18 protein-coding genes are annotated in these 22,722 nt (G+C 53.4%); 13 read left to right on the top strand and 5 right to left on the bottom strand.

The window, feature by feature from the left end:
* The first annotated feature begins 2 nt into the window (after positions 1-2).
* The 5 genes from PEL01S_RS04535 (at position 3) to uidA (ending at position 7,013) form a co-directional block, all read left to right on the top strand.
* Entirely contained in the window at positions 3-1,619 is a 1,617-nt protein-coding gene (locus tag PEL01S_RS04535; RefSeq protein WP_127459467.1) for a helix-turn-helix domain-containing protein, read from the top strand.
* 270 nt (positions 1,620-1,889) lie between these two features.
* The gene (locus PEL01S_RS04530; protein WP_163768038.1) at positions 1,890-2,657 is read left to right on the top strand and encodes a right-handed parallel beta-helix repeat-containing protein; all 768 of its coding nucleotides are present in this window, start codon (positions 1,890-1,892) and stop codon (positions 2,655-2,657) included.
* Between the two features lie 9 nt (positions 2,658-2,666).
* Positions 2,667-3,929 (top strand): CBM96 family carbohydrate-binding protein, encoded by a 1,263-nt coding sequence (locus tag PEL01S_RS04525; RefSeq protein WP_127459463.1) that lies wholly within the window; start codon positions 2,667-2,669, stop codon positions 3,927-3,929.
* Between the two features lie 112 nt (positions 3,930-4,041).
* Positions 4,042-5,106, top strand: coding sequence for a peptidylprolyl isomerase (locus PEL01S_RS04520; protein WP_127459461.1), 1,065 nt, complete (start codon positions 4,042-4,044; stop codon positions 5,104-5,106).
* A 140-nt stretch (positions 5,107-5,246) separates the two neighbouring features.
* Positions 5,247-7,013, top strand: a complete 1,767-nt coding sequence (gene uidA, locus PEL01S_RS04515; protein WP_127459459.1) for a beta-glucuronidase — start codon at positions 5,247-5,249, stop codon at positions 7,011-7,013.
* Between the two features lie 35 nt (positions 7,014-7,048).
* Here uidA and PEL01S_RS04510 read toward each other — a convergent pair whose 3' ends face one another.
* The 5 genes from PEL01S_RS04510 to PEL01S_RS04490 form a co-directional block, all read right to left on the bottom strand.
* Entirely contained in the window at positions 7,049-8,329 is a 1,281-nt protein-coding gene (locus tag PEL01S_RS04510) for a transcriptional regulator (RefSeq protein WP_127459457.1), read from the bottom strand.
* Between the two features lie 70 nt (positions 8,330-8,399).
* The gene (locus PEL01S_RS04505; RefSeq protein ID WP_163768035.1) at positions 8,400-9,194 is read right to left on the bottom strand and encodes a serine hydrolase; all 795 of its coding nucleotides are present in this window, start codon (positions 9,192-9,194) and stop codon (positions 8,400-8,402) included.
* 21 nt (positions 9,195-9,215) lie between these two features.
* A complete protein-coding gene (locus PEL01S_RS04500; RefSeq protein ID WP_127459453.1) occupies positions 9,216-10,529 on the bottom strand; it encodes an SLC13 family permease in 1,314 nt (437 codons plus the stop codon).
* 27 nt (positions 10,530-10,556) lie between these two features.
* Positions 10,557-11,804: a Zn-dependent hydrolase gene (locus tag PEL01S_RS04495; RefSeq protein WP_127459452.1), complete on the bottom strand. Its 1,248-nt coding sequence runs from the start codon at positions 11,802-11,804 to the stop codon at positions 10,557-10,559.
* Positions 11,805-11,817: 13 nt separating this feature from the next.
* The gene (locus tag PEL01S_RS04490) at positions 11,818-12,936 is read right to left on the bottom strand and encodes a mandelate racemase/muconate lactonizing enzyme family protein (protein WP_127459450.1); all 1,119 of its coding nucleotides are present in this window, start codon (positions 12,934-12,936) and stop codon (positions 11,818-11,820) included.
* Positions 12,937-13,238: 302 nt separating this feature from the next.
* Between PEL01S_RS04490 and PEL01S_RS04485 the strand changes: the two genes are divergently transcribed.
* The 8 genes from PEL01S_RS04485 to PEL01S_RS04450 all read left to right on the top strand — a co-directional run bounded on the left by PEL01S_RS04485 (position 13,239) and on the right by PEL01S_RS04450 (position 22,683).
* Positions 13,239-13,943, top strand: a complete 705-nt coding sequence (locus PEL01S_RS04485; RefSeq protein ID WP_127459448.1) for a FadR/GntR family transcriptional regulator — start codon at positions 13,239-13,241, stop codon at positions 13,941-13,943.
* 114 nt (positions 13,944-14,057) lie between these two features.
* The gene (locus tag PEL01S_RS04480; RefSeq protein ID WP_127459447.1) at positions 14,058-15,425 is read left to right on the top strand and encodes an acyclic terpene utilization AtuA family protein; all 1,368 of its coding nucleotides are present in this window, start codon (positions 14,058-14,060) and stop codon (positions 15,423-15,425) included.
* Between the two features lie 3 nt (positions 15,426-15,428).
* On the top strand, positions 15,429-15,740 hold the full coding sequence (locus PEL01S_RS04475) for a DUF4387 domain-containing protein (RefSeq protein ID WP_108534967.1): 312 nt from the start codon (positions 15,429-15,431) through the stop codon (positions 15,738-15,740).
* Positions 15,741-15,760: 20 nt separating this feature from the next.
* Complete coding sequence (locus tag PEL01S_RS04470; protein WP_127459445.1) at positions 15,761-16,663, top strand: ABC transporter permease; 903 nt, start codon at positions 15,761-15,763, stop codon at positions 16,661-16,663.
* Positions 16,664-16,675: 12 nt separating this feature from the next.
* Positions 16,676-17,560: a carbohydrate ABC transporter permease gene (locus PEL01S_RS04465; protein ID WP_063188039.1), complete on the top strand. Its 885-nt coding sequence runs from the start codon at positions 16,676-16,678 to the stop codon at positions 17,558-17,560.
* A gap of 30 nt (positions 17,561-17,590) precedes the next feature.
* Positions 17,591-19,042, top strand: a complete 1,452-nt coding sequence (locus PEL01S_RS04460; RefSeq protein WP_127459444.1) for an extracellular solute-binding protein — start codon at positions 17,591-17,593, stop codon at positions 19,040-19,042.
* Between the two features lie 58 nt (positions 19,043-19,100).
* Complete coding sequence (locus PEL01S_RS04455) at positions 19,101-20,258, top strand: ADP-ribosylglycohydrolase family protein (RefSeq protein ID WP_127459442.1); 1,158 nt, start codon at positions 19,101-19,103, stop codon at positions 20,256-20,258.
* A gap of 319 nt (positions 20,259-20,577) precedes the next feature.
* Positions 20,578-22,683 carry an ADP-ribosylglycohydrolase family protein gene (locus tag PEL01S_RS04450; protein WP_174806896.1) on the top strand — a complete coding sequence of 702 codons (2,106 nt, stop codon included), beginning with the start codon at positions 20,578-20,580 and terminating at the stop codon, positions 22,681-22,683.
* Positions 22,684-22,722 lie beyond the last annotated feature (39 nt).

Raw genomic sequence — 22,722 nt, 5'->3', positions numbered from 1 at the left:
GGATGTACACCGTCTTTGTTGTCGACGACGACCTGCCGGTTTTGCACTATTTGAAGGAAGCGCTGCCATGGGAAGAAGTTCAATGCCGGTTGGGCGGCTGCTTTCAAGATCCCGAGGAAGCGCTCTCCGCTGCCGGGGCATCGCAAGTGGATATTCTGGTAACGGATATCGGGATGCCGGGAATGGACGGGATGGCGCTGATCCGGGCAATGCGAGCGCTGCATCCGGGGCTCAAGGTCGTTATCCTCTCGTGTCACGATGAATTTGATTATGCGCAGCAAGCGCTCAAGCTTCATGTGACCGATTATGTGTTGAAGGAAACGATGACGGCCGGGCTGATCGGAGACTTGTTGAAGCAGGTGAGTGGGGCACTTGATGCGGAGAGAACCTCCGAAGCCGTGAAACGGGACATGGAAGCGAAGGTGAAGCAGAACGACAGCTTGCTTCGGCAAGCCTTCATGCTCCAGACCATTCAGAGCCCCCTGCTCCATGTCAAGGAATGGGAGCAGCGGGCGCAGGAGTACGGGATCGACTTGTCCCGAGGGGAGCGGGTGCCTGTGCTGGCTTTTCCCGACCGTCCCCGGGAAGCGATCACGCGGTTTCGTACCTCCGAGCTGCTGCGGGATACGGCCGAGAATGTATTGGCTGAAGCGCTCGGTACCGGAGCCTGCGAGGTGTTCCCTTACCAGCAGGGGGAGCTGCTGCTGTTGTTTCCTTTCTGCTCCGAACATCGTATCGGGAGCTGGAAGCGGGTGGAGGAGATGCTTCGTACCCAGCAGAAGTGCCTGCTTCAATACGCGAAAGTGTCTTATTCGTTCCTGATCGGACTGCCTTGCAAGGAGCCGTTCCGTCTTAAGGAGAACCTCGTGGCGCTCGTCGGACTGGGAAAGGAACGATTTTACATGCCGCACGGATCGGTCGGGCGAATGGAGCAGGCGCTGCCCGTCGCAGGCTTGGGGGACGAGCTGTTAGCCCAGTATGTGCCGGCTTTGGAGGATTTCCGGCAGCTTGTGCTGCAAGAGAAAACGGACTCGATCGCCGCAACCGTCGGTCAATGGATGGGAGTTATGCGTGAAAACCGGTTTCACCCTGTGGAAGTGAAGGAATGGATGCTCAAAATCGTGCTGGAGATCCGCTTGCGGCTGAAATCTCTCCAGATGAACCCAACGAGCTTTTCCTCAGGGCTTCTGCATCATGATGTTATGGAACTGGCCAGTCTGCAGGAGCTGGGCGAGTGGTTTCAACATTTCCTGAACCAAGCCGTGGAGTGCGCCGGAAGGATCAGAAAGGAGTCGAAGCGCCGCGAGGTGCTGGAATGCCAGTGGTTTGTCGCGAGCAAGTGGCAGGAGCGGGTCGGCCTTGAGGAGGCGGCCGCGCACTTGCACCTCCATCCCAACTATTTGAGCCGGCTGTTTAAACGCGAGACCGGAGAAAATTTTGTCGAGTTCGTCACCCGAACCAAGATGGAGAAAGCGCAGGAGCTTCTGGAGCGGACGGACAAAACCGTCGAAGAGATCGCGGCCATGCTCTCGTACGAGAACAAAAATTATTTTACGAAGCTGTTTAAGGCCCATACCGGAGCTTTGCCGAGCGCGTACCGTTCGGCAAAGAAACGCTGAGACCGCAGTCTTGTGCCCGACCTTGGAACAAACGGATTAAAAAATGAGTAAAAGTGGTGTAAATCGTGCCTGTTCGGGGAGGGCCATGCCCAATACTATGGGGTTAGCGGACGGAAACGGAGGGATGAAAATGAGTGCGCTTTCTTGAGCATAGCGTTCGCTGACAGCAGGAAATTATTTTAGACGAAAGGCGGGTAATATTTTATCATGAGCCTTCCCCGTAAAAGATCTAGCTTTGCTGTCTTCCTTATCATAGCCATACTGCTTCACATGGCAGGAGTATTGTACGTCGCTCCCGAGCCTGCACATGCGGCCGGAACGACTTATTATGTGGATTCGGCGGGCGGAAACGACACGAATCCCGGAACAAGCGCTTCCGCGCCATGGGCGACATTAGCCAAAGTCAACGGCACGACATTTCAGCCGGGCGATAAAATTTTGTTCAAATCGGGCAGTGTCTGGACCGGCCAATTGTGGCCGAAGGGATCGGGAGCAAGCGGGAATCCGATTGTGATCGACAGCTACGGAACCGGCGCCAAGCCGATTATGAACGGAGCGGGCACGAGCTATCCCGCGAACACATCGGGCGCCGTCATGCTGTACAACCAAGAGTATTGGGAAATTAATAACCTTGAAGTGACCAATTTCAGCTCTTCCATTGTGTCCTCAAGGGCCGGTATTCTGGTGTACAACAATCAGCCGGGCTTGAAAAATCATATTTATGTGAGAAATTGCTACGTTCACGATGTGAATTCGGATGTGAACGGCAATAAAAACAGCGGCGGAATCATCTTCTTCGGCACGCATATCGACAAAGACGGGAAAGCTACGGTAGGCTTGCAGGCCGGATTTAACGATGTGCTGGTGGAGAACAACCATGTCGCCAACGTAACCAAGGAAGGTATTCGCACCAAATCGGATGCGGGCAACGGCTATCCGAAGATTAGCACGAATGTCGTATTCCGGGGCAACTTCGTCGAAGAGGTGTGGGGAGACGGCATGGTGCTGGCGGAAGTGCTGTCCGGCGCCTTGGCATAATACAACACGGTGAAAAACCATAGCAAAACGTCTTCCGGCAATTACGCGGGCCTATGGACGCACTATACGACGGGAGCCGTCGTCCAGTTTAACGAAGTGTATGGCGGAAGCGGCGGCAACAACGACGGGGAAGCCTTCGATTCGGACAATAATTGCATCGGAGACGTGTTCCAGTATAACTACAGCCACAATAACTCCGGCGGGCTCGTGTTGGTCATGCCCAGCGCAAGCAATTTGAAGTTCAGGTACAACATTAGTGAAAATGACGGCTACCGTTCAGGCCAGGAAATCTTCTTCTATCACAGCACCAGCCCAGGAAACGAAATTTACAACAATACCATTTATGTGGGACCTAACGTAACGACCCAAGTTTTTGATAACGATTCCAATATGGTCAAGTTTTATAACAATATCATTAAAGCGGACGGAACGATTACGAAGTTCGCAGAAAAGGCATGGAGCACGTCGGCCGTGTTCCAAAACAACAGCTTCTACCCGGCAACCATCGACGACATCAACGGTCCCGCGTCGCATCCCGGTTTAATAACGGCCGACCCGCAGCTCGTCAACCCTGGGGCTGGAGAAACGAACATCAATATGAACGATCCGAACCGGTTGAACGGCTACAAGCTTCAGCCGACATCGCCGCTCATTAACAGCGGAATCCCCGTGGCAAATAACGGTGGCAGAGATTTCTGGGGCACGGCTCTATACAACGGCAATCCGGATATCGGCGCTTTCGAGTATGCTTCGGGCGGTCCGATCCAGCCTTCGGTGAGCTATGAGCCAACGGCCGATTCCTATGTCAGGGACGGAGCTTACGCGGGTACGAATTACGGCACAGAGGCGACGATGATGGTCAAAGCCGATGCGTCCGGGTTTGCCAGAAAAGCTTATGTGAAGTTCAATTACGGAACCTTTGGCGGTTCAAGCGCAGCCTCTGCCAAAGTGAAGGTGTATGTCCCGGCCGTCAATACGGACGCTTCTAGGACGGTCAAACTATACGGCACCGCGGATAAAAGCTGGAGCGAGACGGGCATCACCTGGAACAACGCTCCGGCGGGCACAACGCTCCTCGGCAGCGCTGTCATGAGCAATACCGTCGGGACATGGTATGAATTCGATGTGACAAGCTATGTGAACAGCCAGATGTCGGACAAGCTCGTGTCGTTCTTGCTGGTGAACGAAGGCGCGGCCAGCTCGAAGGGAGACGTGTCTTTCAATACCAAAGAGGCCGCGAGCAATAAGCCGCAGCTCGTATTAACGCAATAACCTCCCTTACTTCGAGGGATTGTCAGGATCATCGGGAAATAGCAGCAGCTTGGATGACACGGAATGACGGAGTCTCTGCTATTTCCTTGATGTTTTTTAGGAGGCTTTTCACATGAAGAAACGGATGCCGCTTGTTATTGTGCTGCTTGCAGCTCTACTTGTTTTATTGTTCTTCTTGTTCGGACAGCGGTCCGGCCGCGATGCTTATGCGGAGGTTTTGACGATCAACGGGGAATCTGTTGTGTTGGGCGAATTTGAAATGGTTCTCAAGGATCGCGTAGCGGAAGTGTACAGATATTTTCATGAAACCTATGGCGCGCAAGATAGTGCGGAATTTTGGACGAAAAGCTTCAACGGCGAAATTCCATTGGAGATGGCGAAGAAAAAAACGCTGGAAAAGCTTAAAATCATAAAGACGGAGCAGCTTCTGGCCAAGCAATACGGACTGACGGACGATGTCAGCTACAGAGGCTTTAAAGAGAGGTTAACCGAAGAAAATAAAAGAAGAGCGGAAGCCGTGAAAAAGGGCCAGCCTATATTCGGGCCCCGCGAATATAGCGAGATGGCCTATTTCAACCACGTGCACGACACGGTCAAACGGCAACTTCTTGATTATGCTGCGAAACATGAAGCTCAGGCCGCGAATGAGGCGCTGCATGCCGCTTACGAGAGCATGCGAAAAAAAGGGGAGCTGAAGAAGCCCGACCGTATTCGTACGCAAGTCGTTGAATTGGTGTTTGGAAGCGGGGACAGTTCCGGTTCCTTAACAAGAAGCGCCGCGATGGAGACGATGAACGGCATCCGATCCGGGCTGGCAGGCGGCAAGGAAGCCGATGCGGTTGTCCGGCAGCTTGGGGTCAACGCGTCGGTGAAGGAAAGAACCTTCGACGATTCCACCTATGCTGTGGATAGCAGCGAAGAAGAGGAAAAGGTGTTCGCTGCTGTCCGAAAGCTGAAGCCGGGCGAAGTCAGCGAACGATTCGAAACTGCCGGATCGGTATTCGTCCTTCAATGTACGGAGCGCACACCGGGCGGGGACCTCCGATTTGAAGATGTCCAAGAGCGGCTGAAATGGAAGTACGCCGAAGAGCAGTTGGGCAAACGGGTAACCGAAACGGCGGAAAATGCGAATATCGTCATCCATCATAAGATTTATGACGAGATCGCCGTGCGTTAGCTTGCCTCCGCGTGCCAACAAGTCAAAATAATGTACACATCCGGTAAAAATCGTTCAAATCTTTCGCAGGCGCTCCGTGCTACGATGGTTCGTAGGAATGCAACACGAGATGATTTTGAAGACGGAGGGAGCCACTACGTATGCTGTATCCACAATCAAATAGTTCCAGAGCGATGATTTCGCTCGACGGATTTTGGAAGTTTGCACCGGATGTTAACGACGACGGGGAACAACGGGGATGGCCGCTTCAACTGCCGGCCGACAGGGAAATCGGAGTACCGGCCAGCTGGAACGAGCAATTTCAGGATTTGATGTACTTTTTCGGCACGGGCTGGTATGAGCGGGAGATAGAGCTTTCCCGACAGCTTCGCTCGGAACGGATCTGGCTGCGCGTCGGCTCGGCCAATTACTTGTCGACCGTGTGGGTCAACGGGACAGAAGTCGGCCAGCATGAAGGCGCTCATCTTCCGTTCGTGTTCGAGATTACCGACCATGTCCACTGGGACGGCCCGAACCGGATTACGATCCGGGTAGACGCCGCTATCGCGGCCGACCGTCTTCCGCCGGGAGACGTGGAGGACGAACAGATTGTCGGATTCAAAGGACAGTATCCGAACAACTACTATGACTTTTTCCCTTACGGCGGCATTCATCGTTCGGTGACGCTGTTTACGACTCCGATGTCCTTTGTCAGCGACATTCGGATCACGACGGAGATCGATGGAACGGAGGGCAAAGTTAAAGCCCATGTCGGTCTAAGCGAAGGCTTCGAAGGTGCTTGCACCGTTAGCATTCGGGGCACGCAATGCCGTTCGTCCGTGGAGATTGGAACGGACGGGCCTTCGGTTGATGTTGACTTCACCGTTCCCGCGGCAAGACTGTGGTGTCCGGAGGACCCCTTCCTGTATGAATTGGAGGTCCGCTTGACGGACGGGGATGGACAAGTGATCGATCAGTACGTGCAAACGTTCGGCATCCGGACCGTGTCGATTCGGGGCACCGAGCTTTTGCTGAACGGCAAACCTGTATTTCTCACCGGCTTCGGCATGCACGAGGATTTCCCGGTACTGGGCAAGGGCATCTCTCCCGCGGTCATCGCCAAAGATTTCAACCTGCTGAACTGGATCGGAGCGAACTCGGTCCGCACGTCGCATTATCCGTACAGCGACGAATTTCTGAGCTATGCGGATAAGCACGGCCTATTGGTGATTGGCGAAACGCCTTTCGTCGGCTTCGTCCGCAGCCATTATCAGGGAACTACCATTCTGAATAAAGCGAAACGGGTGATCACGGAAATGATCGAACGCGATGTCAACCACCCGTGCGTTATCGCCTGGAGCTTGGCGAACGAAGGAGATACGTTGGCTCCGGAGGCGGATGCATTCTATGAAGCGCTGTACAGCCATGCGAAATCGCTGGACGGTACGCGGCCGATTACGATTGTCAATTGCGTCGATGTGGAGAAGGACGTCGCGCTGAAGCATTACGATTTTGTCAGCCTCAACCGGTATCACGGCTGGTACGAGCAGGCCGGACGGTTGGACGAAGGCTGCCGCATCCTGAGCGAGAAGCTGGACCGCTGCTACGAGGTTCTCGGCAAGCCGGTGATCGTGACGGAGTTCGGAGCGGACGCCGTCGCCGGTGTGCACGTGGACCCGCCGGAGGTGTTTTCCGAGGAATATCAGGCGGAGATGGTTACCCGGCAGTATGAAATCATCCGGCAAAAACCATACACGATCGGAGCTCACGTATGGTCGTTTGCCGATTTTAAGACAAGCCAGACCCCTTCGCGGGTCGTTGTCAACCGCAAGGGCGTGTTTACGCGCGACCGCCAGCCGAAGCTTTCGGCGCACAAGCTGAAGGCGCTTTGGAGCGGGGGATCGTCGAAAAAGCCAAGCCGAACTTAGTTCGGGCTTGGCTTTTTTTTCAGCGATATCAAGGGTCACAGCAAAATTTTATACAAGGCCCGCGGTCTGCCCTTCTGGTACGGCTGCTCCTCGCCCGATATTTCGGCATAGCCGCTATCAACCAGCTTCTTCAATAGGCGTTCGGCGCTCCGTTTGCTTAATTGCAGATAGTCAGCCAGATCGGACGCCGAAAAAATCCGGTTGTGACGCAGATGGATAAAATCGATGATTTTGGTAATGCTGGAAACGCTGATCCCGGTTTGCTTGGCAACCGTTAGGATGTGCTCATCATCGCTTTGAAGCTGAAAGGTTTTGGTCGTTTTATGATGTAACGGCCCGATGACCTTTTTATTCTCGGTAACGATGTACGCGCCGTGGCCCGCATGCTTCTTGGCATGATATAAGCCGATTTGTGCGTGCTCTTCCGATTCGAGTGCCGTGACGCCGAAACCGAAGCCGAAGCGGATGCTGGCCTGCGTGAACGGTTTCAACTGATCCAGAATAGGAAATACGTGGTAATTTCCGGTGATTTGCCGGATGCCGCCTCTCGTTCCGTAAATCATAAACGTGCGGTCGTCGATGCGTTTCACCGAAGCATTCATCTTTTTCCCCAAGTCCAGCAGCAGCTCATGCAGCTTGGCATGCAGTTCCGTATCCGCGGCCTGCGCATCATCAGGATAGTCGATTTGAACGATGCCCGCAGCAATCTGGGACGCTTGGCTTAACAGCAGTTCTCCCTTGGCGACGGCGTGCTGAAGCGTGTCTAGAATATTTTTTTTCGGAATGATCATGCGAAAGCTGGGGATGCCTAATTGTTCCAGCTTTTTATGCACGGATTGGACGGAGGTCAACACAAAATCGACGTTTCCGGCCTTCCATTGCTCGTGGTGAAACTTTACAATCTCGTCGGTACGATAATGCTCGTGCTCTTTAATATAAATCCGGGCGGCGTCGATATTCAGCTCGTCCAACACATGCAGGACGACCTCTTGGTAAGGGATATCGATCGATAACCGGTCCGGATGAATGCAGAGCGTGTCCCTGATGTAATAGAGCGAAATGGTAAACACCAGCTCGTCCAGCGGGATATAAACGGCGGGAATCCCCTGTTTCTCAATCTCGTCCTTAGCGAAAAAATACGGAAAAGGGCCCGTGAAAAACAGGACGTCGTCATTTTGCGCCATCTTGACCAGCTTGGCGCTCTCTTCCGGCTTGTCATAAATGAGCGAGCGGATTTGCACGTTGGCATGGCTGTTTAAGCGGAGTACTTTATCCGCCATTTTTTCAGACCCGATAACGGCAATTTTGATCACCATGCCCCATCCTCCAAATCGTATCGCCATATAGTCAAAACACCCCTGAGAATTCCAGGGGCTTAAGAATGAACTATTCGTTTAAATAATCAAAAACGGCCTTCCCAATTGTTGATATTACCTGCTGCGCGGGAAGATTGTCAACCAGATCGGTGGTGAGGACGGCGATGTAGGCGGTTTTGCCGTTCACCTGAAGGATGCCCGCATCATGCTCCGTTCCGGGCAGCTCGCCCGTTTTGTGGGCAAGCACCGGCTTGTCCATCGAAAAGCCGCCGATTATCCGGGCAGGCAATTTCGCATTAAACTGCTGATTCCGCAGCAACTGCAGCGCGGCGTCTTTAGCCTCTTGCTTCAAGGTGCTTCCGCCGACGATTTCCTTGAGGAAAATAATCATATCGCGGGCTGAGGTGAAGTTGTCTTTCTCGTTCCGTTTGGCTTGGAAATCGAGCATTTTCCGGCCCAGAACGGTTGCGCCGCATCCCAGACCGTCCGATAGCTTGTTCACGGTCCCCATGCCGATCAGATCGATAATCATATTCGTCGCGGTATTGTCCGAAACGATAATCATTAAGGCCATGAGATCCTGCAAAGACAGGCGCAGCGCGCCGGATAATTGATGAATCACGCCTGTTCCGCCCACGCGCTCCCCGGAAGGAACGGCATAAGGCTGATGCAGATCAAGCCTGCCTTCTTGCGCTTGCCGATAGGCTTCCAGCAGAATGGGAATTTTAATCAAGCTGGCGGAAGGGAACGGCTCGTCCGCATGGATGTGAATTTGCCCCTCGGCCGTGTCGACGGCAATTCCCGCTTTGCCTTCTACCGAAGAGGCGGCTTGGCGTATGGTAGCTTCAAGCTGGTTAAAGTTCATAGCGATCATCACTCCATTTAGTTATAAGAAGAGCGCGCGCACGACAATGAATAAAAAGACGGCAGCGGTCACGACGACACCGAAAACGATTACATTTTTCAGGTCTTTGGAACGGGCCAATCCCATAGAGCCGAGCGCATCCCCGGTCGGGTACAAGAAGAACGGCATTTGCGAGCCGACCAAGAGAGCGAGCACCCAGACCGGCATCGGAATAGCCAGATCCGTGACGGTAGGGAGGAACATCTTATGCATGAGAATAGAATGCGCTACCGCGGCTCCCGGAATACCGGTGATGTTCACGAGTGTGCTCAAAATGATCATCGTCGTTTGTCCGCCGTGCTCTACGTAAGGAAGCAGCAAATTTTTGAGGGCTTCGAAGCCGCCCATTTTTTCAGTGAAGTAGATGAAGGGTGTAAACAAGATAAACTGGATAAAGATCCACAGAAGCGGTTTGGCACCTTCGACAAAGGTATCGGCAATTTGATTGGGAGTTAGCCTTCCGACGAGTCCGGTAATCAGCGCCGTTAATAAGATGACGACGATGGTAAACGTAGACCCTCCTTTGATCGCAATTCCGTAGGCAATGGAACCGAGCAAGGTGATGAGAAAGGCGACGGTAGCCTGGGTCGTAATTTTTCGCGTCCTGGCATCGGGCTGTTCTTCTTGCTGGAACGCGCTGATGTCGTCATCGGAATACGGATGCAAAAGCAGAGTCTTCTTCAGGATTCGCTTGCTGTAGACAAAGGTGACGACCCATATAATGACGGCGACAGGAAGTCCTGCATGGAGAAGCACCTGGGCATAGGTTAAACCTGTCAGCTCCATTAAGGTTACCATAGGCGGAGTGAAAGGTCCAAGCAATAACCCGGCTGCGGCCGCGCCGTGGAACAGGATGGCCACGACGCTGGAGGACAGGCCGGCTGCAGCTACCACCGGGATCAGGACGGGAGCGACGATTGCGTTGGCCCCGGCCAGCGTACCTAATAGAGCGGCCAGCAGGGAGGAAGCGATCATGGTGCTGATCATCGCTTTGTTCGGCGTGTTGATCCCGACGTTGTTCATGATAAAGCGTACGATGTTGCGGGCGACGCCTGTCTTTTCGGCGATTTTTCCCAAGCCGCCGCCGGCCAAGATGACAAGGCCGATATAGGCGATAAAATCGGCCATCCCGTTTTTGCCGATGACGGTAGCGACATCCATTAAGCTTGCGCCGCTCATAAGGGCTCCCACGATGATGGAGGTGCCAATGGCCGCGATGGGGTTCCATCGGATGAAAATTAAACCGATAAATAAGAGCAGGGGAACCAGTCCGAGAAGAGAAGGGCTTTGGATCATAGATAAAAACCTCCCTTGTTGTATGCTTTAACCCAGGTGTCGATCGGCCTTCAAGACGGCGTCCAGCATGACGTTTCCGGCAATTTCAATATCTTCCCATGTGCTGTATTCTTCCGGGCAATGGCTTTTTCCATTCGGGCTTTTGACAAAGATCATGGCAGCCTTGCAAATATCGGCCATATGGCTGGCGTCGTGTCCGGCCATGCTCGCGAGCCGCAGGAAGGGCGCGTTTCTGTCGCTTGCCGCTTGTTCGATCAGAGCGACGACCTCTTCGTCCAATCGGACGGGGGCTTGATCGAGGATGTTTTGCTCTTTGATTTGGATCTGACGTTTGCTCTCCACGTTTTTCCATGCTTGTTTAATGGCTGCAACGACGCGCCTGATGTCTTCGCGGGTTTCTCCCCGCACCTCAAGGATAAATTCCACCTTACCGGGGATAATATTGGCCGCATTCGGGATCACATCCAGCTTTCCGACCGTGCACACCGTGTCCCCTTCATCGTTTCTGGCGGCGTTCTCGGCCATCAGGATCAATTCCGCGGCCGCCGTCAGCGCATCGCAGCGATGCTCCATCATGGTGGTGCCGGAATGATTGGCTTCGCCGATCACTGTGATCTTGTCGCGGTAAATTCCGACAATTTTATCTACGGACGCCACCGGCATGTTGTTTGCGGCCAAGCGCTTGCCTTGCTCGATGTGCAGCTCAATATAGGCTTTTTTATCTTTTTGAAGCGTTTTCATTTCCGGGAATTTATCAAGTCCTCCGCCGGCTTGAAGGAAAGCCTCTGCCAACCGATAGCCTTGCGAATCTGTAACCTCTTTCAAATGATCAGGTGAAAGCTTCCCCGTAAAACAGCGGCTTCCCATCGTGGAAAGGTTAAAGTCGTTCGGCTCTTCGGCGGTAAACGAAACGATCTCCAGATCGTGGTCGAGGCTGACCTTATGGTCCATGATCGTCCGGATAATTTCCTTGGCCAGCAATACGCCTAAAGCGCCGTCGTATTTTCCGCCGTTCGGAACGGTGTCCAGATGAGAGCCGATCACAAGGGCTCCTTGTTTTTGCCCGTTTCCTTTCAGCGTGCCCCAAATGTTGGCTGCCCCGTCGATCGTCACCGTCAGCCCCATTGCTTCGAGCTGCCGCACGAATATTTCCCGAACTTCGAAATCGGCCGGGCAAAAGCTCGGCCTGGTCATACCTCCGTTCGCATCGCGTCCGAATTCCGCATACTTGTTCAGGTCCTGCTGCAAACGCTCCATCGAAATGTTCAACGCCATCACCTCTTCGTTTTCATTGTTGTTTTAGCAAGTCTGTCCGGACATCAATTCCCAATCCGGGTTTGGCTGTGACGCGGATGTGCCCCTCGGCCACAAATTGTTGAATCGGCGTTTTCAAGAGATCGTGCTCGTGCAGATACGCTCCACAGATGAAATCGCTCGGATACGTGACGACGGGCGTACCGGTTACAAAGTGAGCGCTTGCGGCAATGCCGATGCCTAATTCCAGATTGCTGCCGACCGTACACGTCATTCCGGCGGCTTCCGCCATCGCGGCGATTTTTTTCGATTGATAGATGCCCCCGACTTTACAAACCTTCAGATTGATCACATCGGCGATCCCGAGTTTAATGGCGGTCATGGCGTCTTCCGGTCCGAATACGGCTTCGTCGATCATGATCGGCGTCTTCACTTTATCGCGAATTTCTTTGACCCCAAGCATGTTCCATTTTCGGACCGGCTGCTCGACGCATTCCACTTCGCCGGTTTCCTCGATTTCACGAATTACCCGGATGGCGGTCGGGACGTCGTACCCTTGATTGGCGTCGAGGCGCAGCTTGGCCGGTTTGCCGGAATCTGCAATGGCTTTGCGGATCAGGCTGACGAGCTCGATGTCTCTCTTCGGATCTCTGCCGACTTTGATTTTGACGACGCCGAAGCCTTCGTGGATTCGCTTCATCGCTTCCTCGTAAGCATCCCGGTTGCTTTTGATGCCTACGACGTACGTTAACGGGACGGATTCGCGCGCGGTTCCGCCAATTAATTTATACAGCGGTTGATTCAAGGTTTGGCCCCACGCATCGTGGAGGGCGATGTCGATCGCCGATTTCGCGGCGGAATTCCCGTAAATGGCTTGATTCATTTTCGCATGCGCGCACGCAATCTCGTCAACCGGCAATCCGATCAGAGGCGGAGCCAGATACCGATCGTTCACCAATTTGACCGTTTCCGCGGTTTCTCCCATAAATGCCGGAGAAGGGGAGGATTCGCCGTACCCGCGAATACCGCTCTCCAGAATCACCTCGACAATAGCGTGCTGTCTTGTTGTTGCCGAATACAGGGAAATTTCCCAGGTATGGGTTAGCGGAACCTCGACAATGTGCGTAATAATTTGTTTGATGGCATTAGACATGCAGATTAAGCCTCCAATCCGGTTTGTGCAAAGAGTCTTTTGTATAAATTGTCGTTATATATTCGTTAAATTGCAGAAAGTTGCCTATATATACCAGTAACCTCCTTTTACGATTTGTCGCTATATTGACGTTAATTCGTAATTCGAATATACTCCAGCCGTCCGATTGTTGTCAATGATTGATTTTTGGAGCCGTTAAACTTTTCTTGACACGTCCAATCATTGGGCTTAGTATAAAGGTGTGGGCAATTGGGTGACCCAATTATCCGAATGTAACGTTATTCGTAGAAAGGTAACGGACAATGACCATTAAGAAAATAAAATACCACCGGGTCTATGAAGATGTCATTGAGCAGATTGAAAATATCATTCTCGAAGGCAACCTTGCTCCGGGGGACGTCCTGCCGACGGAACGGGAGCTGGCTCAAGCGTTCGGCATCAGCCGCGGCACACTGCGCGAAGCTTTCCGCATTTTGGAGCGGGAGGGATTGATCGAAACCCGTCCGGGAGGCGGCCGTTTCCTCAGCAAAAACCTCTCGAAAGCGGAAGATACGAAGCGCATCCTCGAAAATATCGAGCGGGCGACGATTATTGAGCTGCTGGAGGCAAGGGAAATTTTCGAGACGGGAATTGTGGAATTGGCGGCAATGCGGGCGACCGAGCAGGATATTGCGGAAATTGAAAGCGCTCTTGAGCGCTGGGGGACGATCGACCGCAACTCCGAAGATCCCGTCAATCCCGACCAAGCGTTCCATCTCTCGATCGCCAAAGCGACGCACAATGTCGTGCTGGTCAATCTGATCGATCTGCACATGGATCTTTTGCAAAAAACACTGACCAAGACGGTCGATATCCCCGGCCGCAAAAGCGAAGTGTACAAGGAGCATTACGCTATACTTCAAGCGATCAAGGAAAAAGATCCGGCGAAAGCCAAAGCGGCGCTTCTGCACCATCTCCAGCAGGTGAAGCAAAATGTTTCTTCGAGCAAAGTGGAGTCAAACGGATGATCAGCATCCTTTTGACGTTTAAATTGGACCACCCAATTACCCAATATCCAAAATTTGTGTGAGTTGGTGGAAAATACAGATAATCATCGTTAGCGGATAGGGCGGAGGAGTCATATGGCAAAGGACGAGTTCAAAATTTTAGCCCCTTGCGGGATGCTGGGCTACGGGTTTCCGAAGTCCTCCTTTATGAACGGGATGGCTTGCGGCCCGGATGCGATCGTGGTGGACGCAGGTTCTACCGACGCGGGACCTCATAAATTAGGCGCAGGCACGGCGATTGTCAGCAAGCAGGCCTGCAAGAAGGATCTCGAAATCATCATTACCGAAGGCGTCAAAGCAGGCATTCCGATCATCATCGGGTCGGCCGGGGGAAGCGGCGCAAAGGTTCATGTGGAATGGACCCGTTCGATCGTCTTGGAGATTCTGGAAGAGCACGGGATTCGCGGCATCAAGGTAGCGACCATCTGGGCGGATATTCCCCACGAGGTGGTGGAGGCGAAGCTGGAAGCTGGCAAGTGCGAGCCGCTGGGCCTGACCGTTGCGCCGCTGACGCCGGAACGGCTTGCGGCAACTGACCGCATCGTGGCGCAGATGGGGCACGAACCGATCGTTGCGGCGCTCGAGGAAGCGGCAGACATTATTATTTGCGGCCGCGCGTACGACCCGTCGCCTTTTGCGGCTGTCGCCATGCACCATGGCTACGATACAGCGCTTGCTTACCATCTCGGCAAAATTCTGGAGTGCGCTGCACTGTCCGCCGAGCCGGGAACGACGAAGGACTGCATGCTCGGCACCTTGAAAGCGGATTCGTTTATCGTGCAGCCGCTGAATGAGAACCGCAAATGTACGGCGGTGTCGGTGGCGGCGCACACGTTTTATGAGAAGGACCACCCTTACATTTTGCACGGGCCGGGCTTGGTGCTCAATCTGGAGCATTGCGTCTTTACCGAGCTTGGGGACGGCAGCGTCGAAGTGCGCGGCAGTCGAATCGCCGAAACTCCGGTATACAAGATTAAGCTTGAAGGCGCGATGAAGGTGGCTTACCGCACGTTTGTTGTCGCGGGGGTCCGCGATCCGCTGCTGATTGCAAAGATCGAAGAAGTCGAAGAGCTCGTCAAGCAGCAGGTGCGCGACTATTACAGCGAGGTTTCGCCGGACGATTACAAGATCCATTTTATCAACTATGGCCTCGACGGCGTGTTGGGCGAGCTGGAGCCGCAACGCAAGCCGGCGCATGAGCTGGGGATCGTGTTCGAGGTCGTCGCCAAGACGCAGGAGCTGGCCAATGCGGTATGCAGCTCGGTGAGATCGACCTTCCTGCATTACGGCTACGAAGGAAGAAAAGCGACCGCAGGGAATTTGGCGTTTCCTTTTGCGCCTAGTGATGTGCCGTTCGGCGCGGTGTATGAGTTTTCCGTTTACCACCTGATGGAAGTCTCGGACGGATTCGAAATGTTCCGAACCGATTATGAAGAGGTGTAAAATATGAAGTTATTCGATGCGGCGGCCGTCCTGCGCAGCAAAAACAGCGGCCCCTTTGAAATTACGGTTGACGTGCTGTTCAACGATCCGTCCGTTTATTACAAAATCAAAGAGCAGGGCCTGATCAATAAAGAGCTCGTATCGCGGCTCTACAATATTGAGCAACATAACATTACGCAGATCGTCTTCTTCGATCAGGCGCTCGGATTCAAAATTACGTTTGCGAGAAAAGTTTCGTCAGGCACCTTCCTGGACCGGGACGTGTATGGGGCGCAGCAGCATGCGCCGCTGATGGAACTGGAGATCAACTTGTGATCCGTCAGGAGGTGTAACGGATGAAAGCGTATTCGAAGCTGAATCGAATATGGGCCGATAAAGTGCTCTATCTCATGCTTCTCCCGTGTCTCGCGTATTTCGTCATTTTCCATGTATGGCCGATTATCGGCATGAAGCTGGCCTTTTACGAATACCGCATTCTCGGAGACAACGTGTACGTCGGGCTCAAATATTTCCGCGAGCTGTTTAGCACGCCCATATTTTCCAACGTACTGGCCAATACTTTAATCATTAGCGCGATGAAAATGTTTCTTATTTTTCCGATACCGATCTTGTTCGCGCTGATGCTCAACGAGTTCGCGAACGGCAAATTCCGCAAGGCGGTACAGGTCGTTTCGTATTTGCCCCACTTTCTGTCGTGGGTCGTCATTGCGGGCATTTGGTTCGAATTTCTGTCCCCATCCACGGGGGCGGTAAACGATCTGATCAAGGCGCTCGGTTTTCCGCCTCAAGATTTCCTGACGGATAAAGGAAGCATCCGGTGGGTGCTGATTGCCAGCGAAGGCTGGCGCAGTATCGGCTGGGACTCGATTATTTTTCTGGCCGCGATCATGGGCGTCAGCCCCAGCTTGTACGAAGCGGCTTATGTCGATGGAGCGTCGCGCTGGCACATTGTCACCCGAGTCGTGCTGCCGCATCTGTACGTTCCGATGGTCACGATTTTCATCCTGAATGTCGGCTTCATTATGAATGCGGGACTTGATCAGGTATTGAACTTCACCAATGATTCCGTCAACAGCCAGATCGACATTATCGATACGTACGTCTACCGTGTCGGCTTGATCAACGGGCAATATTCGTTCGCTACAGCGGCCAACCTGTTCAAGAGCCTGATTGGCGTCGTACTCGTGCTGTCCACTCATTTCATATCGAAGAAATTGACCTCGAAAGGCGCATGGTAAGGGGGAGCCAAGATGGTTGGCAAAAAAATAACCGTTTTCAAACTGTTGATCGGGCTGCTGCTGACGCTTCTGACGCTGACGATGTTCGTGCCGATCGTGAACATATTTGCCAGAGCGTTATCGCATCCGGACCGGGTTAATCAGCTGAAAGGCTACGATCTGCTGCCCAAAGGGTTCTCGCTGATCAATTTTCAAGTCGTTCTCGGCAATCCGATTGTCGGCAAGGCGCTGATGAATTCACTGTTTATTACTATCGTAGGCACCTGCTTATGCATCTTTTTTACAACGATTGCGGCCTATGTCTTAACGCGAAAAAACTTGGTCGGCAAAACTCCGATTATGATTTTTCTGATCATCATCATGATCTTCGAGCCGGGGATCGTTCAGGAATATATGGTCATGAAGGACCTGCATCTGCTCGACAGCTTATGGTCGATGGTGCTGTACCGGATGATCAACGTGTACTACTTGATTATTATGATGCGTTTTCTGGAGGAAATTCCGGAGTCCTTGCTGGAAGCGGCCAGAATCGACGGCGCCGGGCACATGACCTTGTTTATCCGTATCGTTATGCCGCTGGCGCGCATACCGCTGCTGACGATCGGGATGTTCTACGCGATTGCAAAGTGGAACGAATTTTTCAAATCCAGCATTTTCTTGTCCAGCCGCGAGAATACGGTGCTGCAGGTGCTGCTTAGACAATTCGTTGTGGAGAGGGACACTTCGACGTTGGTCGGCGCAGCGAATCTGCTCAAGAACAACAATATCGCGCAGCTTGATTTCTCATCGCTGAAAGCGGCTACAATTGTCATTGCCATGATTCCGATTCTTATGCTCTATCCTATTATTCTGAAGTATTATACCAGCGGAGTAATGGATGGCGGCGTCAAAGAATAAACAACACAAGACATTGGGGAGGAAATAGAAATGAGAAAAGTGTTCACCCTGCTCGCAGCAAGCTTGCTGGTCATCTCCACCGCGTGCAGCTCCGGCAATTCGACAGCTCCGGGCGGTTCGGCCGCGGCGCCGTCCGGCGACCAGCCGGTCACGATTACGATCGTCGACAAGGACTTGCAGCCCGACGATCCATTGCTCAAAGGCATCGAAGAAGGCATGAAAGCCGAAGGCAAAAACGTGAAGCTGAAGCTCGTTCCCGTGCAGAGCGGCACCTACTCCGAGAAGCTGGGCCTGCTGCTGCAAAGCGGCAATATTCCCGATCTGATTTATTTCCAAGGCGGCGACTATCAATTCGCGGTCACCCAAAAAATTCTGGAAGATTTGACGCCGTACATCGAAAAATCGACGCACGTGAAAGCGTCCATGAACCCGTACAACCAGGAAAGAACGAAAAACTATCCGTATCTGGTATGGCTGTCGCCGACGAGCAGCTCGGTACCGGTCGTGCGCCAGGATTGGTTTGACAAGACGGCATCGGGCAAGGAACTGCTCGTTAACCCGACCGTGGACAACTACTATAACTTTTTCAAAGAGCTGAAAGAAAAGAACGGCGCGAAATTCGCGTATACGACAGCCGGTACGCTCGACGAGCTTGACGCCACATTCGGGCAAGCATTCGGACTGACTTCCACTTGGCTGAAGGGCGAGGACGGCAAGTACGCGTTCGGCAAAACGACCTCCTCCGAGAAAGACAAGCTGGAGTTTTATGCGAAGCTGTACAAGGACGGCCTGCTTGATCCCGAGTTTCTGACCAAAAAATGGGATACGAAGGAAAAAGCGTTCTACGACGGTCAAGCTGGGGTGATTGCAGGAACGCAAGGGAAAGTTATCGACCTGTACAACACGAAATCGACGTCTCAGAACGGAGCTGGCGCGAAGGTAATGCCTCTGCCGCCGGCAAAAGGGAAAGGTCAAGGTTACACCCCGGTTGACGTAAGCAAGGAGAGCCGCGGCTTCGCAATTGCCAAAACCGCGAAAAATAAAGAGATGGCCTTCGCCGTATTGGAGTATCTGGCCAGCCCGAAAGGCCAACTGCTGGATAAGCTCGGCATCGAAGGCAATCAATATACCGTCGTCGACAACAAAATCAAGCTGACGGCAAAATCGGCCGAGTGGTATCCGCGGTTCGTCGAGTCGACCGTAAACTTCAAGCCGGAGTTCGATCCGTCGACGCCATACTTGTCCGAGCCGGCGGCGAAATCGCTGGATATGATGTCCAAGCTGTCCAAAAAAGATAACAGCTTCATCATTCCTGCGGAGCTCGCAGCCAAATGGGACGCCTGCAACGCGCTCTACAAAGAATTTGCCGCCAACGTGGTGACGGGCAAGAAAACAATCGCGGATTTCGATCAGTTCGTACAAGCCTGGAATGCCGCAGGCGGCAAGGAAATGACGGATTACGCCAACCAAACGATAAAATAAACGGCCGGTAAAGTGCGGGGCGGAGGCCTCGCACTTCCTGCGGAGGGGAGAGGAACCGATGCTGTCTTTTGCGGATCGGGTGAAAGGCGTCGTCTTCGGAACGGCGTACGGCGATGCGATGGGCGCGGTTGTCGAGAAAATGACCTATGGTCAAATTAAAGAGAAATACGGCCGTGTCGAAACGACGAAGACGAAATGGTGGAAAGCGGATTGGCCGGAAACGACGCGGCTGGGCAGAATGCGCGGCCAGGGCATCGTGACGGACGACACGCTCATGACGCTGGCGCTGATGAACGTGTACTGCACGGAGCGGCGGCATCTGGACGCCTACGATATGGCGAACGAATTTGTGAAGGAAATTGCTTTCCGGCCGAGGTACATTCCGGAGTTCGGCCGAGAGGCGCTTATTTTGGACCGGTTGTTTTATCCGGAGAAGCATATTTTCAACCGGCATGTGCTCGCCAACTGCGAGCCCCGCGAGGGCGGTTACGGCAATATGGTCAACTGCGGAGCGGCTATGTACATCGCTCCTGTCGGGATCGTGAACGCTTGCAACCCGAAGGGGGCGTACGACGAAGCGATCTTGTTCGCCTCCGGCCACCAGATCAGCTATGGGCTGGAAGCGGCGGGCGTCATGGCCTCCTGCGTCGCCAAGGCGTTCGAGCCGGGCGTCACGGTCCATGATGTGGCAGAAACCGCGGTGTATTACGCCAAGGACGGCACGAAGCGGGCCATTTACGCTCTTTGTGAGAAGGCCCTGCTCCTGCAAGCGGATAGAGCGGACCGAGACAAGGTCGTCCATGCTTTACACGAAGTGATGGCAGTCTACTCTCCGATGCGCGACGACGTTAACCGGAGCATCGATAAAGTCGGCATCCCTTCGAATCATTACACGCCGAGCCGATTGTTCTCCATCGAGGAGCTGCCACTGGCGCTGGCGTACATGGTCCTGCACGACGGCGATATCCTGGAGGCAGTCAAAGACGGCGTAAGCTCCGGCCGCGATACGGATTCGATCGGCGTCATGATCGGCGCGATTCTGGGCGCGATGCAGGGCGTAAGGGCGATTCCAGCCGACGAGATCGCGGTATTGGAGGAAGTGAATAAGCAGGATATGGCAGGGAGCTGCGACCGGTTTACCGAAGCGGCAGCGGCGATTATTCAAGAGGATCTGGAATTGAACAATTTCAGACGGAAGGCTCTGGAAGTCTTGTAAATAGGCAGCGAAGTGAGCGGAATCGTTCTGTAGAGCTCATTACAATAATAGAGAAACATACGAGAGCTTATTGAGAAAGTGAACTTAAACAAAAATAGAGATGCATACGCAGGTGGGGTATCCACTGGAGGAGCGATAGCGTTCGCCTTTGTCCGCGGGAAATGTCCGCTGTAAGCGGCATCCAATTCAAATTTCCTGCGGACAAGAGCGACCGGAAGTGGATACCCCACCCCTTCGTAACCTCTATTATCCCATTTGCTCACTTATTCGACACTCTGTAGCCTTCCAGGCTCATTATTTTAAAGGCGGTGCACGGAACATGATTCCTTCGAATTATTTAGAGAAAGTTTACGCAGGTTATTTGGGCATGAATATCGGCATAAGGCTGGGCGCGCCGGTGGAGCCGACGATCTGGACTTATGAGCGGATCAAAAATACGTACGGCGAGATTACCGACTACGTGAAAGAATTCAAAAACTTCGCGGCCGATGACGACGCGAACGGTCCGTATTATTTTCTGCGGGCCTTGTACGACGACGCGGTCGACCGCGATATTACCCCGAACGACGTGGCTCGCGCTTGGCTGAACTACGCCCGCGAAGGGATCGGGATGTTCTGGTGGGGCGGCTATGGCATCAGCACGGAGCATACGGCTTACATCAACCTGAAAAAAGGAATTCCGGCCCCGCAATCCGGCTCGATCGAGCAGAACGGCCTGATTATCGCCGAGCAGATCGGCGGGCAAATTTTTATCGATACATGGGGCTTGGTCAACCCTTGCAATCCGAAAAAAGCCGCCGATTTCGGTGAGGCTGCGGCCCGCGTATCGCACGACGGTGAAGGGGTGCTGGGCGCGAGATTTTTCTGCGCGGCGATCTCCAAGGCGTTCGAAACATCGGATATTCGCGAGATTATCGAAGCGGGGCTCGCTCAAATTCCGGCGGATTCCATCTATGCGCGAGTGTCGAGAGCGGTGCTGGAATTCCACGCGCAGCAGCCGGACGACTTCCGGGCTTGCCGCGACATGCTCGAAAGAGACTGGGGCTACGATAAATATACCGGCGTGTGCCATATTATTCCAAATGCGGGCGTCTGCGTGCTGTCGATGATTTACGGTCAGGGCGACTTCAACCGGACGGTGGAAATCGCCACGATGTGCGGCTGGGATACCGATTGCAATGCGGGCAACGTCGGCACCGTGCTCGGCGTTGCATGCGGCCTGGAAGGCATCGCGGACAAGTACCGCAAGCCGATCAACGACTCTATCGTGATGTCGGGTATCTCCGGCTACCTGAACATTTTGGATATTCCTACGTATGCCAAGGAATTGACGATTCTGGGTTACCGTCTGGCGAAGGAGCCGTGCCCGCAGGAAATCGTCGACAGCTTTACGGACCGCGACATTTATTTTGACTTCGAACTGCCGGGCTCGACGCACAATATCCGGGTTTCCGATCCGTTCTTTTGCCAGGCAAGGCATTCGACGGAGAAAGCTTTCCGCGGAACCGGCTCACTCGAAGTTATCTTTGACCGCATGACCCGCGGCGAGAAGTCGAAAGTCTTTTACAAGCCTTACTACACCCGCGCCGATTTCAGCGACGAGCGGTATTCGCCGACGTTTGCGCCGAGAGCGTACTCGGGCCAGAAAGTATCGATGAATATTTATCTGGATCAATGGGGCGGCAACGAAACGATGGGCATTGCTCCTTACGTCCGGTTGCACAAAAGCAAGAAAGAGCTCGTCCAAGGCTATGTTAAGCTCGTGAATCAAGAGTGGATCGAGGTGGAGTTCGTCATTCCGGATTCGGAAGGCGAGCTGATCGACGAGGTCGGGATCGTGCTCGAATCGTACTCGACGCGCAAGCCGAAAAGCCTGGGCCGCATCTTTATCGACGAATTCCGGATTTCCGGCAAAGCGGACTATACGATCGATTTCCATAAACAGTCGGGCGATTTTGGCTGCGTGACGCCTTTTGCCCATAATCACGGTGCTTGGAGTCTGGTGGACGGCTCGATGTATCTGATGACCGCCGAGCCTAGCGAAGCGTATACAGGGAACTATTTTGCCACGGATTATTCCGTAACCTTGGACCTGAATCCGCAAATCGGCGATTCGCATCTGGTGGCGGTTCGCGCTCAAGGAGCGATGCGCGGGTATCACGCAGGCTTTGACGGCAAAGATCAAGTCTCCCTCTACCTGAACGATTTCGGTTATACTAAACTGACCGGAGCCAGCTACCCTTGGCAGTTTGGCCAGAACTATGAACTCAAGGTGACGGTGCAAGGGCAGGTCATCACGCTGTTCATCAACGGGGCGCAAGTCCTGCAGCATACGGACGGTACGTTCGGCTATGGCATGTACGGTGTCAGCACCCTTGGCGCGGCGAGAACCTACTACAGCAATATCCGAGTCACGGAGCTCTAAAAGTCCGGTCCGGTGAATTTGTAACGAAGAGGGCGGAAT

Source organism: Paenibacillus elgii NBRC 100335, from assembly GCF_004000865.1.
GTDB classification, from domain to species: Bacteria; Bacillota; Bacilli; order Paenibacillales; family NBRC-103111; genus Paenibacillus_G; species Paenibacillus_G elgii.
Note: the sequence above shows the minus strand (reverse complement) of the source record. Positions and strands in the feature narration are given on the sequence as shown.

Bases quoted from the DNA above. Each gene is read 5' to 3' on its own strand.
- PEL01S_RS04535 (WP_127459467.1), top strand. From the start codon at position 3: ATGTACACCGTCTTTGTTGTCGACGACGACCTGCCGGTTTTGCACTAT.
- PEL01S_RS04530 (WP_163768038.1), top strand. From the start codon at position 1,890: ATGGCAGGAGTATTGTACGTCGCTCCCGAGCCTGCACATGCGGCCGGA.
- PEL01S_RS04520 (WP_127459461.1), top strand. From the start codon at position 4,042: ATGAAGAAACGGATGCCGCTTGTTATTGTGCTGCTTGCAGCTCTACTT.
- uidA (WP_127459459.1), top strand. From the start codon at position 5,247: ATGCTGTATCCACAATCAAATAGTTCCAGAGCGATGATTTCGCTCGAC.
- PEL01S_RS04510 (WP_127459457.1), bottom strand. From the start codon at position 8,329: ATGGTGATCAAAATTGCCGTTATCGGGTCTGAAAAAATGGCGGATAAA.
- PEL01S_RS04505 (WP_163768035.1), bottom strand. From the start codon at position 9,194: ATGAACTTTAACCAGCTTGAAGCTACCATACGCCAAGCCGCCTCTTCG.
- PEL01S_RS04500 (WP_127459453.1), bottom strand. From the start codon at position 10,529: ATGATCCAAAGCCCTTCTCTTCTCGGACTGGTTCCCCTGCTCTTATTT.
- PEL01S_RS04495 (WP_127459452.1), bottom strand. From the start codon at position 11,804: ATGGCGTTGAACATTTCGATGGAGCGTTTGCAGCAGGACCTGAACAAG.
- PEL01S_RS04490 (WP_127459450.1), bottom strand. From the start codon at position 12,936: ATGTCTAATGCCATCAAACAAATTATTACGCACATTGTCGAGGTTCCG.
- PEL01S_RS04485 (WP_127459448.1), top strand. From the start codon at position 13,239: ATGACCATTAAGAAAATAAAATACCACCGGGTCTATGAAGATGTCATT.
- PEL01S_RS04480 (WP_127459447.1), top strand. From the start codon at position 14,058: ATGGCAAAGGACGAGTTCAAAATTTTAGCCCCTTGCGGGATGCTGGGC.
- PEL01S_RS04475 (WP_108534967.1), top strand. From the start codon at position 15,429: ATGAAGTTATTCGATGCGGCGGCCGTCCTGCGCAGCAAAAACAGCGGC.
- PEL01S_RS04470 (WP_127459445.1), top strand. From the start codon at position 15,761: ATGAAAGCGTATTCGAAGCTGAATCGAATATGGGCCGATAAAGTGCTC.
- PEL01S_RS04465 (WP_063188039.1), top strand. From the start codon at position 16,676: ATGGTTGGCAAAAAAATAACCGTTTTCAAACTGTTGATCGGGCTGCTG.
- PEL01S_RS04460 (WP_127459444.1), top strand. From the start codon at position 17,591: ATGAGAAAAGTGTTCACCCTGCTCGCAGCAAGCTTGCTGGTCATCTCC.
- PEL01S_RS04455 (WP_127459442.1), top strand. From the start codon at position 19,101: ATGCTGTCTTTTGCGGATCGGGTGAAAGGCGTCGTCTTCGGAACGGCG.
- PEL01S_RS04450 (WP_174806896.1), top strand. From the start codon at position 20,578: ATGATTCCTTCGAATTATTTAGAGAAAGTTTACGCAGGTTATTTGGGC.